This window comes from Kitasatospora sp. NPDC043949, assembly GCF_056435365.1.
This window is the reverse complement of record NZ_JBWKEQ010000072.1, coordinates 13,244-27,925: the sequence shown is the minus strand read 5'-3', so window position 1 is coordinate 27,925 and position 14,682 is coordinate 13,244. Positions and strand designations below refer to the sequence as shown.

At 68.4% G+C, this 14,682-nt stretch carries 17 protein-coding genes and 1 pseudogene; 6 read left to right on the top strand and 12 right to left on the bottom strand.

What is annotated here, in order from left to right:
• Nucleotides 1-270 precede the first annotated feature (270 nt).
• The 5 genes from AC07AL_RS35460 to AC07AL_RS35440 all read right to left on the bottom strand — a co-directional run bounded on the left by AC07AL_RS35460 (nucleotide 271) and on the right by AC07AL_RS35440 (nucleotide 4,991).
• Nucleotides 271-996 carry a TnsA-like heteromeric transposase endonuclease subunit gene (locus AC07AL_RS35460; protein ID WP_478319387.1) on the bottom strand — a complete coding sequence of 242 codons (726 nt, stop codon included), beginning with the start codon at nucleotides 994-996 and terminating at the stop codon, nucleotides 271-273.
• A gap of 246 nt (nucleotides 997-1,242) precedes the next feature.
• Nucleotides 1,243-1,854 (bottom strand): hypothetical protein, encoded by a 612-nt coding sequence (locus tag AC07AL_RS35455; protein ID WP_478319386.1) that lies wholly within the window; start codon nucleotides 1,852-1,854, stop codon nucleotides 1,243-1,245.
• Nucleotides 1,855-2,024: 170 nt separating this feature from the next.
• Nucleotides 2,025-2,612, bottom strand: a complete 588-nt coding sequence (locus AC07AL_RS35450) for a Fic family protein (RefSeq protein WP_478319385.1) — start codon at nucleotides 2,610-2,612, stop codon at nucleotides 2,025-2,027.
• Nucleotides 2,602-3,348 (bottom strand): hypothetical protein, encoded by a 747-nt coding sequence (locus AC07AL_RS35445; RefSeq protein WP_363633752.1) that lies wholly within the window; start codon nucleotides 3,346-3,348, stop codon nucleotides 2,602-2,604. The genes AC07AL_RS35450 and AC07AL_RS35445 overlap by 11 nt, the downstream gene beginning before the upstream one ends.
• A gap of 359 nt (nucleotides 3,349-3,707) precedes the next feature.
• Nucleotides 3,708-4,991, bottom strand: coding sequence for an MFS transporter (locus AC07AL_RS35440; protein ID WP_478319384.1), 1,284 nt, complete (start codon nucleotides 4,989-4,991; stop codon nucleotides 3,708-3,710).
• A gap of 124 nt (nucleotides 4,992-5,115) precedes the next feature.
• On the opposite strand from AC07AL_RS35440, the gene AC07AL_RS35435 reads away from it, so the two are divergent.
• Complete coding sequence (locus AC07AL_RS35435; RefSeq protein ID WP_363607682.1) at nucleotides 5,116-5,655, top strand: CGNR zinc finger domain-containing protein; 540 nt, start codon at nucleotides 5,116-5,118, stop codon at nucleotides 5,653-5,655.
• A gap of 275 nt (nucleotides 5,656-5,930) precedes the next feature.
• Here the strand turns inward: AC07AL_RS35435 and AC07AL_RS35430 are convergent, their stop codons facing one another.
• From AC07AL_RS35430 to AC07AL_RS35410, 5 genes are all read right to left on the bottom strand, one after another.
• On the bottom strand, nucleotides 5,931-6,374 hold the full coding sequence (locus AC07AL_RS35430; protein ID WP_478319383.1) for a transposase family protein: 444 nt from the start codon (nucleotides 6,372-6,374) through the stop codon (nucleotides 5,931-5,933).
• Between the two features lie 454 nt (nucleotides 6,375-6,828).
• Nucleotides 6,829-7,278, bottom strand: coding sequence for a hypothetical protein (locus AC07AL_RS35425; RefSeq protein ID WP_363586100.1), 450 nt, complete (start codon nucleotides 7,276-7,278; stop codon nucleotides 6,829-6,831).
• 102 nt (nucleotides 7,279-7,380) lie between these two features.
• Nucleotides 7,381-8,709, bottom strand: a complete 1,329-nt coding sequence (gene rho / locus AC07AL_RS35420; RefSeq protein ID WP_478319395.1) for a transcription termination factor Rho — start codon at nucleotides 8,707-8,709, stop codon at nucleotides 7,381-7,383.
• Between the two features lie 307 nt (nucleotides 8,710-9,016).
• The gene (locus AC07AL_RS35415) at nucleotides 9,017-9,613 is read right to left on the bottom strand and encodes a hypothetical protein (RefSeq protein ID WP_363633613.1); all 597 of its coding nucleotides are present in this window, start codon (nucleotides 9,611-9,613) and stop codon (nucleotides 9,017-9,019) included.
• A 50-nt stretch (nucleotides 9,614-9,663) separates the two neighbouring features.
• Nucleotides 9,664-10,116: a hypothetical protein gene (locus AC07AL_RS35410; protein ID WP_363633615.1), complete on the bottom strand. Its 453-nt coding sequence runs from the start codon at nucleotides 10,114-10,116 to the stop codon at nucleotides 9,664-9,666.
• A gap of 1,022 nt (nucleotides 10,117-11,138) precedes the next feature.
• On the opposite strand from AC07AL_RS35410, the gene AC07AL_RS35405 reads away from it, so the two are divergent.
• The 4 genes from AC07AL_RS35405 to AC07AL_RS35390 all read left to right on the top strand — a co-directional run bounded on the left by AC07AL_RS35405 (nucleotide 11,139) and on the right by AC07AL_RS35390 (nucleotide 13,144).
• A complete protein-coding gene (locus tag AC07AL_RS35405; RefSeq protein ID WP_478319382.1) occupies nucleotides 11,139-11,507 on the top strand; it encodes a hypothetical protein in 369 nt (122 codons plus the stop codon).
• The gene (locus AC07AL_RS35400) at nucleotides 11,468-11,989 is read left to right on the top strand and encodes a hypothetical protein (protein WP_478319381.1); all 522 of its coding nucleotides are present in this window, start codon (nucleotides 11,468-11,470) and stop codon (nucleotides 11,987-11,989) included. The genes AC07AL_RS35405 and AC07AL_RS35400 overlap by 40 nt, the downstream gene beginning before the upstream one ends.
• Nucleotides 11,990-12,142: 153 nt before the next feature.
• The gene (locus AC07AL_RS35395) at nucleotides 12,143-12,658 is read left to right on the top strand and encodes a DUF4240 domain-containing protein (protein WP_478319380.1); all 516 of its coding nucleotides are present in this window, start codon (nucleotides 12,143-12,145) and stop codon (nucleotides 12,656-12,658) included.
• A 174-nt stretch (nucleotides 12,659-12,832) separates the two neighbouring features.
• The gene (locus AC07AL_RS35390; RefSeq protein ID WP_400812444.1) at nucleotides 12,833-13,144 is read left to right on the top strand and encodes a hypothetical protein; all 312 of its coding nucleotides are present in this window, start codon (nucleotides 12,833-12,835) and stop codon (nucleotides 13,142-13,144) included.
• A gap of 34 nt (nucleotides 13,145-13,178) precedes the next feature.
• Here AC07AL_RS35390 and AC07AL_RS35385 read toward each other — a convergent pair.
• A pseudogene (locus tag AC07AL_RS35385) lies at nucleotides 13,179-13,352 on the bottom strand (IS630 family transposase); the annotation flags it as partial.
• Here AC07AL_RS35385 and AC07AL_RS35380 point away from each other — a divergent pair.
• Nucleotides 13,339-14,244, top strand: a complete 906-nt coding sequence (locus AC07AL_RS35380; RefSeq protein ID WP_478319379.1) for a hypothetical protein — start codon at nucleotides 13,339-13,341, stop codon at nucleotides 14,242-14,244. The pseudogene AC07AL_RS35385 and the gene AC07AL_RS35380 overlap by 14 nt on opposite strands.
• Before the next feature lie 19 nt (nucleotides 14,245-14,263).
• On the opposite strand, the gene AC07AL_RS35375 is transcribed toward AC07AL_RS35380, so the two are convergent.
• Nucleotides 14,264-14,644: a hypothetical protein gene (locus tag AC07AL_RS35375; protein ID WP_478319394.1), complete on the bottom strand. Its 381-nt coding sequence runs from the start codon at nucleotides 14,642-14,644 to the stop codon at nucleotides 14,264-14,266.
• Nucleotides 14,645-14,682 lie beyond the last annotated feature (38 nt).

Sequence of the window (14,682 nt, the reverse complement as noted above, 5' to 3'; positions counted from 1 at the left end):
TCCCCCCCCCCCCCCCCCCCTCTCCTCTCTCTTTCTTTTGATAGCTTCCCCCCCCCCCCCCCCCGCTCCCCCCCCCCCCCCCCCTCCCCCCCCCCCCCCTCCTCCCCCCCCCCCCCCCCCCCCCCCCCCCCCCCCCCCCCGGGCACCGGGCGGCGTGATTCACCTGGTGACGCCACCCGAGCAGAAAGACTGGCCTTCGGGCTCTCCTTCAGCCGGGACTGCTGGTTGGCGTACTACTGGCAGGAGCCATCAGAGGCTCGTTGGGCACGATCAGCCTCCACCCGCACGCGCTCGTTGCCGATCCACGCCCGTGCCCCCTTGCCCGGGGCCGCGGGCCTGGTGCCGGCGGAGGTGTCCGCGGAGGCGGTGCCGGGCCCCTTGTCCGGGCCAGGCGAGGCCTGGCGCCGGACGGTCCGACAGACGGTCGGCGGCCTGTTCCGCCCCGACGAGCACGGGCAGCGGCTCGACGAATACGTCCCGAAACCTGTCCGCCACCGGCTCGCGGTGGCAACGGCGGCGACGGTAGCGGGCCAGCCAGCGCAGGTTCACCCGGTAAGGCTGATCCAAGTCGCCGACATGGCGGAACTGCCAGCCCACCGCTTCGCAGACCCGCGCGGTGAACGCGAAGACCTTGGCGGTGTCCTCGTCGATCAGGTCCCTCGGACGCACGTCCACGACGACACCCGTGCCGTCCACCAGCCGTGCGAAGTAGTCCGGCGTGTGCTCCCGCCGGCGTTCCCCCGCCGTCCAAACGATGCGGAAGGGCTGTGACGCCAGAGCGACCACCGTAGGATCGAGGTCCAACGCCATCGCGGCGTCCCGCTCCACCCATGACTCGTAGCCCACCTGGGATCCGGACGTCGCCGCCCAGTACTCACCAGTGAAGTTCTTCTGCCCCTTGAAGGCGGCGAACGACCGGACAGGCGAAGCCAGTTCGAAGGGGTCCCCACCAGCGCGCCAACGGTCCGAAACAGTCGACACCGTCGACGTCGACAAACCCGACGTCGACCCCCGAGGCGTACTCCCAGGCAGAGGCCATGGCTGCGGACCGGTCCACCGACGCCTCCGTCGCACCGAGAACCCGTCTTCCCTGCGAGGGTGAAGCACCTCGTAGGTGGCCACGGCAGAGAGACGGATGCCGTCACTCGAAAAGGTGACAATCCATCTCAAACAATCAGGTCGATGCAGGCCAGTAGGAGTTTGGCCCAGCGTGGAGGATGGGAGGTCCGACCGCTGGGACACTCACGCCCGGTTGGAGAGGGGCGCTCGAAGCTCCACGCGGAGTCGGATCGAGGTGTCGACGGGCAGTCCCGTGCTGGAGTAGCGAAGCTCTTTCGAGTAGTTCGCGATGAGATCGAGATCCCGCAACTGCCGCTGCAACTCAGAGGCCAGAGCTTCGTCCGAATCAGGGACGAGCTCGTCATCTTCCTGCTCGGCGAGGTACTCCAGCTGTTGATCAACGGCTTCCACCGCCCGGCGGCTGGTCCAATGGGCGAAGTCGTAGCAGCCGAACAGATAGGCGTGAGCGGCATACAACGTCGCGGTTGCGGCCGACTCGTCCGCATCATCGGGCCCGTCCTGACCGTCGTTGTGGCAGTACTCGCTGAGCATGTACTCGGCGACACCGCGGTTCACTGCCGAGAACGCCGTCGTGTCGCCGAGAACGCCCTCCCACACAGAGTTCAACAGGGGGCGAAGGCTCACCGTGAACAGCGCCTGCTCGTCCTCGGGCAGGGCCTCGTGCCAGTTCATGAGCCGTTCCGCGACACCGGCAGCGAACACGCCACGTTCACTGGTCGATGTCGCCTTCAGCCGCTCCTCCACCAGCACTGAAAGCTCTTGCCACGTGTCCATACGAGCCACCCCCGAGTCGTGAAACCAGCGTGCTCACGCTGGCAACGGCGATCATCGCATCCACCAGGGACAACGCATCAGGCGCGGCCCACCTGTCGGCGTACACGGGTAAGTGCTCAGCCGCGTACTGCTGAACGTGCTCACCTGCCCGGTTCGGCGGGAGCCTTCTCTCACCGCGTGGTTGCCCGGCGGTGAGTGGCGCGGATCAGTACGGTGACCAGGGCCGCCAGGTCGAGGGCGCCGTCCGGGTCGTCCGCGTAGCGGGTGGTCTGCAGCGGCCCCACTTCGTCCAGGCGTACTCCCTCCGTATCCAGGACGTGAGCGAGGACCAGTACTGCCAGGCCGGCGTTGCCGTCCGGGTAGGGGTGGAAGAAGGCGATTCCGAGGTACGCCCTGGCCGCGCGGGCTGGCAGGGGGACCGACAGGGCGGCGCTCTGGTGTAGGCAAGCGGCGAAGTCCTGCCAGGTGTGGGGCGTGAGCCCGTATCGTTCCCGGCCGTCCTTGGCGAAGGCGTCGCTCTGACGCAGGCGCACCTCGTTCACACCGAGGACCAGCTTCTGCCAGCCGGCCAGAAGGGTCGGGGTGAGCGGCTCTCCCTGTGAGGCATCGGCGCGGGACAGGGAGGCGGACCGGACCTCGAACCAGGCGGCGAGTCCGTCCACGGCCGTGCACACCGGTGCCGCGCGCACGCTCGCGGCCGAGGACCAGTCGACCTGCTCCCTGACCTTGCACCACGTGGCCAGCGCGTCATCGCTCACGGTAGAACCCGCGGCCGGTCGGGCGAATCGCCAGGTCCTCTCCCACCGTGTCGACCAGGGGCGGGGCGGGCGCACTGTGGCTCTTGAACCGGCCGCCGATCGCGGCTTCCACCGCCTTCTGCGCCTCTTCCAGTCCCAGGCCGGTGGAGGTAAGGAACCAGGTCAGCGTCGTCTCGCAGATCCCGTACCAGGACGACTCGGCGTGGGTGCTGTTGACGACCGCGGTGACCAGGCGGGTCACCGCGCGTTCCAGGTGCCAGCTGCGGTCCTCGGCGTCCGTACCGGGAAGGGGTGCAAGCTGCTCGAACCGCTCGGCCATGTCCTCCAGCCAGTCACGCCACTCCAGCAGGCAGGTCACGACGCGTTCGGCGGTCTCCGACGCCTCTCCGACCGAGTGCGAATCGCAGCACCAGGTCTCGACGGGACCGCCGTGGTGGTTCGAATGGTCCCAGCCGCAGGCCCACCGGCCATAACGGGACACCAGGAGCACGGTGACCTCGTCGATGAATCGAAAGCCCGCCATCCGCTCGGCACCGATGGGAGGCGCCATCGGAACGACCAGCGCCGTCAGCCGCGCCGCCTCGTCGTCGTCCCAGTCGAAAGCGTTCCGGCCGGGGGCAGCAGCGGACCACGGCAGGTCCCAGGCTCGTTCGCGGTGGATGGACGTGGCGTACCTCCGAGGTGAGACATGACGGAACAACTGACCGATCATGCCGACCAGGTCGAGACCTGTCATCCCAATTTGTTGACCACCGACCTGCGTCTCCCGCCGCCCGGCTGCCTTCACCCAGCCGGGCACATTCACGTGTACCTGCCTGAGCACTTACCCGTGTACGCCGACAGCTGTCGGCGTACACCCGAATGTGCGCCGGCCGGTACAGCGGAACGTGCACGGCCATCCCGGCTTTTTGGCCCAGTGCTGTGGCGCCAGGGTCCCCCGTCTGGTCAGGATCCGGGACAGTCGTCACCATCAACGGGGCCCTCTCCCGGAGGCGGCTGGGGTATGCCTCCGGGCCTTCCGGGTCCCGTGTCGCCTTGGGGCGCATCTGCCCGGTGCATCGGGCGGGGAACGCGGAAAGGTCCGAAGGTGCGTTCCTAACGGGATTCCAGGGCCGACCGGGTGACGTTCCTGAGGAACAGCACCGGCGTCGCCGCTGTGGTTACCGCGAACACCCCGAAGGCCAGCCGCATGCCGCCCAGTTCGGCCAGCAGGCCCACCAGAGCCGCACCGAGCGGCATGGCGCCGAAGCTGAAGAGCCGAGCCGCCGCGTCGTAGCGGCCGAGCATCTCGTCGGGGACCTTGCGCTGGGCGACGGTCCGGGAGTTGACCGTCCAGAGCGTGCCGCCCATACCGCCGAGGAAGGCACCGCCCGCCACTGCCCAGATGTTGGTGGTCAGGGCGGGCAGCGCCACCATCGCGGCGGTGCCGATCAGGTCGGCGAACATCGCCCGGCGAACACCGAGCAGCCGGTTCACCCAGGTCACAGCCATCGTGCCGGCCAGCCCGCCGATGCCGAGGGCGCTGAGCACAATGCCGTACTGCTGCGGTCCGAGTTCCATGGCCTGCTGGGTGTAGAGCGGCATGAGCGCCAGCCAGGCGCCCCAGACGGCGGCGAGCACGCCGACGACCAGCGACAGTGTGCGCAGCACCTCGTCTCGCCAGAGGAAGCGCAGCCCCTCGGCGATCCGGCTGTTGACCGAGACGGGAGCCGCGTCCGGGGCGGGCCCGTCGGCCCGGAAGTGGCCCACCAGCAGGAGCAGGGCCAGAGCAGCGACCGCGTAGGAGGCGCTTATCAGCCCCAGCGCGAGACCCGTCCCGGCGGCCAGCAGCAGCCCGCCGATGAAAGGCCCGGCGAACTCCTGCCCCACGGTCTCGGCCCCCACCATCCAGACGTTGGCGCGCTGCCGGCCCGCAGCCGGCACCGCAGCCGGTACCAGAGCGGAGGCGGAGGTCGAGGCCAGTACGTCGGCGACGCCGAGGATCACCCCGGCGGTGAAGAGCTGGCCGAGCGTGAGGGCACCGGTAACGGCTGAGACGGTGAGCCAGCCCATCGCAGCCAGCCGCATCCCATTTGCGCCCCAGAGCAGCCGCCTCCGATCGAAGCGGTCGACGATCACGCCGATGTGCAAGGCGACAAGCAGCCAGGGCAGCGTGAGGGTCAACGAGACGGCGGTGACCTGGGCGGGAGAGCTGGTGAGCTGGGCTGCGAGCAGGGGGAGGGCCATCTTCATCACGCCGTCGGCGAGGTTGGTCGCGGCGGTGAAGCCGACCAGGACAGCGGTGTTGCGGCGACCAGGGTCTGGTGGGGCGCAGGGCCCCAGTGTCGACGTGCCGAGGCTTTTGTCGGTCTGCGTTCGTTCAGGCACCGCTGTGACCATGACCATCCCCTAACTACCTAACGCTTTAGCCGGTGAGATCACTTTGACGTACACCCCCGCCATCGCGCAACCGGTAAAACGTTTAGGCGGTAGAGTGGTGGAAACCTGTAGGAGGTGACCCGCAATGCTGGAGCCACCGGCCTCAGCCGTCCTGGTGGAGGCGTTCGCCAACACGGTCGACGTGGAAGAGGCACATGATGAGATCGCCACCCCGGCCGGACTGGCCGACTGGCTGAAGGACCGCGGCCTGCTCGACGCACCCTGCGAGATCCCCACTGAAGTGCACGAGAACTATGTGACCCTTCGCGCAGGCATCCGCGAGGAGTTGGGCGCCCATGTCGGCGACACCCCCGACGCGGAACTGCTCGCCGCGGCGGACCGGGTGCTGGCCGAACACCCTGTGCTGGTCACGGTGCGCGGCTCACTGACCCCTGCGGCGGAGCTACCGGCGGAGTGTGGGCCGCTGGCCACGCTGGCGATCGCGTGGAGTGAGCTGGTCACGACCGGGGATGCTGCCCGACTCAAGCGCTGCGCAGAGCACACCTGCGGTTGGGCTTTCTGGGATGTGTCGAAGAACCGCAGCCGCCGCTGGTGCTCGATGAAGGTGTGCGGGAACCGCAACAAGAGCCGGTCCTACGCGTCCCGGCAACGGCAGACGATCTAGCCGTCGGTCGGCCGCGTTCCTGGGGAGTAGGGCATTGTGGTGCACGTTCGTGTGTACCGGGCTGTGCACTTTCACGCGAACGCCGACAGCAGCCTCCTGGTCGGCCGGGAGTCCGGCAGGCACCGGGCCGTAATGGATCTCCGGACCGGGTTTCACGTGGCGAGGCGGTCCGACCAACTGCGGGCACACCGACCGTTCGCCGCAGATACCGCAGATACAGATCCGCGACGCCTTCTCACCCTGCGGACGTCGATGCCGCCCCGAGCCCGACTCCGTCACATCCCAGGCCATGCCCTGCCCATCGATCCACCCAGCCCACCGGCACGGCCCCGCCGGCGACGGGCCAGCAGGCCACACCGGCAACGGACACAGGGCACAGGCGCAGCAGCGGGCACGGACGGCGGACGGCGGGGAGCAGCCGAGGCCGGCGGACCGGGCAGCAGCAGGTCGGGGTGCACGCCGAGGTGTTCCAGCACGTACGGCGGCGCGTCCGTGATCCACTCGCCGACCGCCAGCAGCGAGGTCGCCCCGGCCAATACCGCGCATGCCGTCAGGGTGAGGACGACGGCCAGCGTGTACCGCACACCGCGCGGATCGCGTGGGTCAGGTACCTGGGCCAGTCGCTCCAGCAGGCAGGGGACCTCCCCGGGAGCGGCGTCGGACTGCTCGCGTAGCTGGTCAAGGGCAGGCGGGATCGGAGATGCTGCGTCGGCAGGCACGGTCTTCCAGACAGGTCACGGGGCGTCGAGAACTCCATGATCTTGGAAGCCGTGCCTGTCCTGCCTTCAGGGCACCCACCAGCCAACAGATCACCACAAACCGGGCGTCCGTCAACTACACCGAAGCCCTGGTGCGGGACCGAGTTGACCGAGATCGTCGAGTCCTTGCCGATTCTCTGAACTTATTGCCGAGCCTTGCTCGTGGCCACGATGTCGATGGCGACTCGAAGCGGTGTCTCCGCATTCCCAAGTAGTGCCCGGGTGATTGCAATCGCCTGGATGATGCTCATTCCGCGCTCGGCTAGGAGGGTCTGGACAGCCTCCATTCCGTCACTCTCAAGGACTGGCCGGGACTGTTCGACCAGCGCTGCCCAGCGTGCGGCCTCCTCGGGGCCTAGCCCGATAACGTGGTCAAACACGACTTCTTCCTTCCCGTGATGGGCAGATGGGTTGCTCACGTCTCGTCAGAGCCCAGTGCTGCGCTCAGAACCTGCACGGCGTCAGCGTATTGAAGGCGGTCGAACTGAAACGGGCCGGACCCCGAATAGTCGCGTGTCTTGCGGTGAGGTTGTTCGAAGGAGTCCCAGGTCACGTGGTCAGGAGTCACTGTGATGCTGGCCATCAGCGGCCAGCATCCCCACTCACCGCATTCACAGCCGAGCACGGGAGTCTTCGGCCCCGTCGCTCCGTTGGATCGTCCATGGAAATGGTCTTCCATCGAGCCGAACTGGAAGAACTGCGGGATAAGGCCCCCATAGGCGTCTCCCGATGGTTGCATCTCAGCGTCCGTCTCGAACTGGTCGATCAAGTCGGTGAGCGGTGTTCCGTCGATGTACGGGACGACTTCAAGCACGCTGCGATACGCGTGGCCTCGGCAGTCGAAGAGGATTTCCTGGTTGGTCATATGCTGATTGTTGCAGCTCGTGCCTTCCTTGTTCCTCCTGATTATGGTGGGCAGCTTCAGGGGATTGAGGGGCGGTGTCCACCAGGTTGAGATCGTCCCTGGTCAGCGAAGGAGCTCGGCGTTGCTGGCGGTCCGCTTCAGCCGGTCCAGGAGCAGTTCCGTGGCCTGCTGGCCGTCGAGGCCGCCCAGGGCCCGGCGCAAGGCCCACGCCGCGGGCGTGCGGGCGGGGCCGAGGAGGAGTTCCTCGCGACGGGTGCCGGAGGCCTTGACGTCGACTGCCGGGAAGAGGCGCTTGTCGGCGAGGCGGCGGTCGAGGCGGAGCTCCATGTTGCCGGTGCTCTTGAACTCCTCGAAGATCAGGTCGTCCATGCGGGAGCCGGTGTCGACGAGGGCGGTGGCCAGGATGGTCAGCGAGCCGCCGTTCTCGATGTTTCGTGCCGCGCCGAAGAGCCTCTTCGGGTGCTGGAGTGCCGAGGCGTCGAGGCCGCCCGAGAGGGTCCGTCCGTGAGCGGGTGCGGTGGCGTTGTAGGCACGGGCAAGGCGGGTGATGGAGTCGAGCAGCACAACGACGTCGTGGCCGAGTTCGACGAGGCGCTTGGCGCGTTCGACTGCGAGTTCGGCGACGGCGATGTGCTCACGGGCGGGCCGGTCGAAGGTGGAAGCGATGACCTCGCCCTTGACCGCGCGCCGCATGTCGGTGACCTCCTCCGGACGCTCGTCGACCAGGACGACCATCAGGTGCGCCTCGGGGTGGTTGCGGGCGATCGCCGCCGCGACCGTCTGGAGGACGATCGTCTTGCCGGCCTTCGGCGGCGCCACGATCAGACCGCGCTGGCCCTTCCCGATCGGGGCCACCAGGTCGATGACGCGGCCGGTCAGCTGCTGCTGGTCGGTCTCCAGACACAGTTGCTCCTGCGGGTACAGCGGCGTCAGTTCATGGAAGGCGGGCCGGGATTGGGACCTGTCGATGGGGTCGCCGTTGACCGTGTCGATGCGGGCCAGCGGCGTCTGGGCGGCACCGCCCGAACGCGGGCGGGTCGCGCCGGTCAGGACGTCGCCGGGCCGCAGGCCCAGTGCGCGCACCTGGCCGGCGGGCAGGTGAACATCGCTGGACCCGGGGAGGTAGCCGGAGGCGCGCAGGACGGCGCTCCCCTCGCGGATGTCCAGCACACCGGCGACTGGGAGGAGGTCGCTTTCCACGGTGGTGGCCGGCTGCGCCGGCCGGTTGGAGCGGCTGCGCGTTCGCGGCGACGGCAGTGCGGACCGGCCGCCGCGGCTTTCGGCGTCCGCGGGCCGGGGACCGGCCGTCGGCATCGGCGGCCGGCCGGTGGAGCGCTTGGCGGTGATCGCCTCAACGAGTTCGCCCTTACGTAGGCGGGCGGCGCGCGGAATGCCCAGGGCGCAGGCGAGTTGGTGGAGATCTGTCTTCATCAGGCCGTCCAGCGGCCTGGTGGTCGACGGTTCGGTGGTGGTCGTCACGATGAGGTACTCCTGTGGTGTCGAAGGGTATGGCGGCGCCCGGCGGGCCCGGCGTGAGTGGCACGCAGCGGTGGGCGGCTCGGTCGGCCGGGTGCGGGGAGCGGGGAGCGGGGAGCGGGGAGCGGGAACATGGTTCAGCTGCAGCGCTCGGCATGGGCGTGGGCGCGGCAGCGTTCTCACGGCCCTGCATGGCCGCGGCGGGTGGGAGTCGGTTGCCTGCCGGTGAGGGTTCGCCGGGACACTGCCGGGCAGGGCGCTCTCAGGTGTTGCCGTCGTGCCAGGCACGGAGCAGGAGGAGGGCGGTGGTTTTCCGGTGTCCGGGCCTGCCACGGTGGGGTGCTCCGGTGTGCGGTGGCGCCTGGTTCCCGCACCCTGAGGGTGGGCGTCCAGTATCACTGTCGCGCATTTTAGCACCTCGCGGCCTGGGCAGCCAGGCGGCGTGCTGTTGGCACCGTTGGCTGTCCAGGCGGATCCGCAGGTGAGGGTTGGTGCTGTTGGGCCAGCGGCGACGACGGTAGGCCGGGTAGTCGGCGATCGCCTCGGCGGTGTAGTCGTCCAGCGGCCGGTCGAATCCGTCCGGGTCGAGGCGGCGGCCGGCCAGGTCGACCTCGTCCAGTTGGAGCGCACGGATGCGCCGGGCGGGCAGTGCGTGGACGCCCGCGAGGGCGACGACCACGCGCAGGGCGGGATCCTGCCGGGCAGCGAGGGCGACGGCGTCGACTTCCTGATCGGAGAACGGAATCGGCACCGCGGCGTGGTTCTTGCCGGTTGTCACCCCTCGCATCGGGTTGGCGAAGACGAGCCGTTCCTTCTTCAGCACGTTGAACAGGCTCCGCAGGGCACTGGCCTCGTGCACCCGGTTAGGGCGGTCGGTTAGGGCGGTCGGCCAGCCAATTGGCGACGTCGTCACGGGTGACCTGACGCAGTGTCGTGTAGGTCGACGTCCGCTCGCGCAGGAACCGCCGGACCAGCCTCATCTGGGTAACGACCGTGGGCTGGGAGCGAGGGAGCCAGCGCCGGGTGCCGTTGCGCGAAACCGCGACCCAGGCGTCGACCTCGGCCCGTATCCCGGGCAGAAAGGAAGTCCAGACGCGCGTCGCACCAGGTCTGCACGGCGTCGGGCCGGTCGTCCAGCAGCACGTCCAGGTCCTCGAAGACCTCCAGGACGTGGTTGGAGGGGATCGCATTGTGGGTGAGTTGGGCGATCGTGGACGCTCGGATCGGCTCACCGATCTCGTGAACCACGCAGAGGATGCGGATGCCCCTGCGGACGGAGCCGAGCGTGCGCGGAGGCCAGCCTCTCAGCTCCGCGATCCGTGCGGCGTGCGCTTCCAGGACGGCGGACAGTTCCGGATCCAAGAGCGGTGCCAGGCTGGACTCCGCGCAGGTCACGGACCATCTCGAACAGCGGCAGCTGCCTCCAACGCGACCGCACGTAGTGCAGCCGCCGGTCCGGTGGCCCGTCCACGGTGTTCTGCGGACGAGGGCCGCCCCACGGTGGGGTGGCGGCCAGCTCTTCCATGTCGCCGGATCGCCGTACGCGGTGCTGCGCCCCATCCCGTGTCCGTGTCTGCGCTGCGTGTTCGCGATTCCTGGAGGCGTTTCCGCGTGGGTTTGCGGGCCGGTGTGCCCCCGGGAAGGGGCGGGGGGCGTGGGTTCCCGGAAGAAGGGCAGGGCAGTGCATGGGGATTGACCAATCGTTGAGGGCGCCCGTGAGGGCGCGAGGGGCGGGACCGGGCCGTGGAGCGCTCGTTCGCTCCGGAGGGAGATCGGCTGCGGGGCGGAGTTCGTGGCGGATGGGCTGGTTCGGGTGATGTGGCGCCGGGGCTGGTCGATCGCGCCCAACGGCCGCGGCCTGTACGGTCTTCGGTGCTGCGCCAGCAAGGTCATCTCTGCCACACATTTCCCGGGGGGGACTCATGAGGCTTCGCCGGCCCGAGTGCACGAGGCTTCGGCGGCCAGAGCGGTCGGATCGCTCGAACAGCACGCCGGTCGTCGTAACGTGTCTGCTGACGCTGGATGTCGTCCTGTTCGCCGCTGTCGTTTCGGCCGCGCTTGGGCACGGATTCTGCGCAGCCCTCGGCGGGCCTCAATGCGGCACCCGTGCTGCTGTCCATCGGCTGGTCATCGCGTTCGCGGCGACATCGGTCACCGGCGGCCTGTGCCTTTGGTGGCGGCGCCCGGCCTCCGCAGCCTTCCAACTCATCCTGGCCCTCCTGTACGGTTTATCGGCCGTCAATACCCACTAACGAGGGCGCTGGTTCGTACCGGCGGAGCCGAGGGGCTCGACGCGGGTGAACTACTGGTCCGAGCGCCTCGTGAAACTCGAACGCTGGGCATCCCGGACCGTCGCATCACGTGACGGTCACGAGGAACGGGCGATGCTGCACCGCTACGAGGTCTGGCACCACCTACGACGCCTCCGGGGCCGCCTCGGCACCGGCCACGCCACCCGCCTGCAGATAGCCAACGTCTGCAGCCACATCACCGCCGCAGTCAACTTCCTGGACTGGCTGGCTGGCAGAGGTCTGACCCTCGCCACCTGCACCCAGTCTGACCTGGACCAGTGGAAAGCAGGCGAGGACCTCAGCTACCGCGACCAGACCGGCCACTTCATCCGCTGGGCGACCAAGAACCGGCTGGCGAAGGGGCTGACCTTCGGCGCCGAGCGCTGGCAGGGCCCGGTCGGCCCCCACGACTCCGAGGGCCGGTGGGACGACGCCCGCAGCTCCTCCACGACGCCACGCTGACCACGGCCGACCGGGTCGCCGGACTACTCCTACTCTTCTACGCCCAACGGCTCAGCACGATCAGCAGCCTCACCGTCGATCAGGTCACAGAGGCGAACGACCGGGTTTCGATCCAGATGGGAACCTCCCCGACCATCCTGCCCGAACCACTCGCCGCACTCGTCCTCGACCTGATCGCAACACGTCGCCCCTACACAGTGATCGGACACGCCAACCAGACGCCTTGGCTGTTTCCAGGTCAACGCCCAGGCCAACACATCAGCGCCGACCGACTCGGCCTACGGCTGATCGCCGTCGGAATCCAACCAGGCCAGGCCCGGTCCACGGCCCTGTTCGCCCTCGCCGAAGAGGTCCCGGCCGCGATCCTGGCCCGCATGCTCGGCATCCACATCCAAGTCGCCGTCCAGTGGCAGAAAGCGTCCGCCGGAGACTGGGCCGCCTACGCCGCCGACGTCAGCCGCCGTATCCCGGAGAACCGATGAAGCTCCCCATCACCATCCACCAAGTCGCTGCCGCCCGCTCGTTGGTGTCCTGTCAGCGGGGTCTGGCATAGTCCCGGCCATGGAGACCGACGAGTTCTGGACCATCATCGAGACGGCGCGCGCGGCGACGGATACAAGCCCTTCGACGAGGCGTTGACCGACGTCCTGGCCGAACTGCCGTTGGAGCGCATCCTCGACTATGACGAGCGCTTCCACGCGGTCCACGAATCCGTCTACCGCTGGGACGTGTGGGCAGCCTCCTACCTGATCGGCGGCTGGTTCTCCGACGACGGCTTCATCGACTTCCGCGCGGGCCTCATCAGCCTCGGCCGGGAGTGGTTCGAGCGGGTGGCGGCCGCGCCGGACTCCCTCGCCGACCACCTGGTCGACAGCTCCGGCTCCGTCGACGACCTGGAGGAGGCGCTCCTCCAGGAGGATGCCAACTACGCGGCGCTGGGAGCCTATGACCGGGTCACCGGAGTCAAGGACAGCTACTACGACGCGCAGGAGGCCCGGGCGGCCTCGCGGCCGAAGCGCGAGGACGTCGAGCCTGACATGGGCGAGAAGTGGGATTTCGAAGACGACGGCGAGATGCGGCGGCGGCTGCCCCGGCTCGCGGCGCTCTGCCTCGAAAAGGATGACGATGACGAGGAGGGCGACGAGGACTGACGGCAGCCGCCTTGGCTTGTAGCGAGAGGTTCCCGAGGTCAGCAGGCCCCGGCCGACAGCACGAACCGCCCCGTGGCCTCGTCCTTCCCGAACGGACGAGGCCACGACGACAGCCCCCACCGACAGCGGCCCGTACAGATGCGGGAGAAGCCGCAAAGACTGAAAGGCAACACAGTGGCATTGGCCAAGAAGGGTTCCCGCCGCATCGTCGTCGACGGCGTCGAGTACCGCTGGCGGGTGAGCAGGCAACACTTGTGCTGCGACTACGAAGGCAGCACCTTGGGCTACGTGGCGGAGGACGCGACCCGCCCCGGAACGACGCTCGTCGTGGAAACCGGACGGCCGGCCGTCCTCAACCCGGACATGGTGCCGGCTGAGGTCGTCCTGCCGCGGGAAGTCGCCGCAGGCATTCGGGCCGCGCGGTCGAAAGGCTGGACGCCCAACTCCAACGGTTCGCCGTTCAAGCTGCACCTGTTTGCTGCTTGACCGGGCCGTTGCAGTTGCGCCCGTTTCGGTCGTGTCATGCGGCTGTGGCCAGGGAGCGTCCGCCCCAGCGGATGCCCTTCTCACTGCGCACGCGGGCTCGCTCCGCGCGTTGGGCGGCCAGGACGTCGGGGTGGCGGTTGTTGGCGTTGCGCCAACGGAGGTAGGCCTGGCGTTTTCGGGCCAGCACGGTGTGGTTGGGGTGGCCCGAATCGCCCATCGATTACGCCCGCAGGCGCCGCATCGACTACGACCAGCTCCTCATCGCCACCGACTGGAAACAGATCTGCCGCCGCACCGGGGCCCCACTCGGCCGTGAGCACCGCCACCAGGTCGCCCGCAACCTGCTCTTCCAACGGATCAGCGGCATGCCAGCGCATCTCTCCCCGGCCGCCTACACCACCACGGACACTCCAAGACGCACATATCTGAACGAGTTCACGGCCAGCCTCACCCCCGCCCTCGCCGACGCACTGGACAACGCCGCCCAGGCATTCCTTGACGATCAAGGAATCCGGGACGAGCCGGTCACCTGGCATCCACCCACCTCGCTCATGGACGGCCTCGACCTGCCCGGCCCTGATCCCGCCGCAGTGGACATCGAGCTGATGCACGAACTGGTCATGGCGGCGCAGAGCAACATCAGCACCATCGCCGAGCAGCTCGCCACCTCCGTCGAAGTCCTTCGGCACCTTCTTCAGCGGCATCCACCATCGCCTCCACCGCTGACCGCTCACCAGTTCCGAGCACGCGGACGAGCCATCGCCGCAGCCCAAGCCGCACTCTCCCGAGAAGAGTTGACACGTCTCTACTGCGACGAACGGCGAAGCCTCGGCGAGATCGCTGAGGGCTTCGGACTCAACCGCATCACCCTGACCCGGCTCGCGAACGAGTACGCCATCCCCCTTCGCCGACACCGGACAGCCCGCACGGTCATCGATCGCACCTGGCTCTACGACCAGTACGTCCACCACCAGCGCAGCCTCGCCGACCTCGCGCAGGAGAAGGCCATGAGCCCCGCGAACATGCGACGTTGGGCGAAGATCCTCGGCGTCCCGCTCCGATCACGCGGAGGAAGCCGACCCGAATCGGCCATCGACTGATTGCGGTCGAGCTGGCAAGTCACCTCTTCGAGTCGTCCAGGCGATGAAAGGCCCCTTCGAACTCTCCTGACGCAAGCAACTCGGCGATCACACTCACCATGCCTCGGATGCCGGGATCTCTAACGATCAGTCCGTCCGAGCTCCAGAAGCATCGACCACCTGCCGCTTCTCCCGTCTCCTCCCACCTCTTCATCAACCGGTCGACCTCAGCCATCGTGAAGATCGTCGCGCTCCAGCGCGAGCCATCGGGGAGGTGGACCTCAGCATCGACGTTGCAGACCTCGTCGAGCACCTCATCAGGGCTCGGGAGAAACAGCGCCTCGAATCCTTCGGCCCGGGCACGGTAATAGGGGCCGTCCCATCCGGCCTCGGCCTGCAGATTGCCCGTCGTTGTGGTCACAGCAGGAGCATCCCAGTACTCCGGATGACCATCCAACA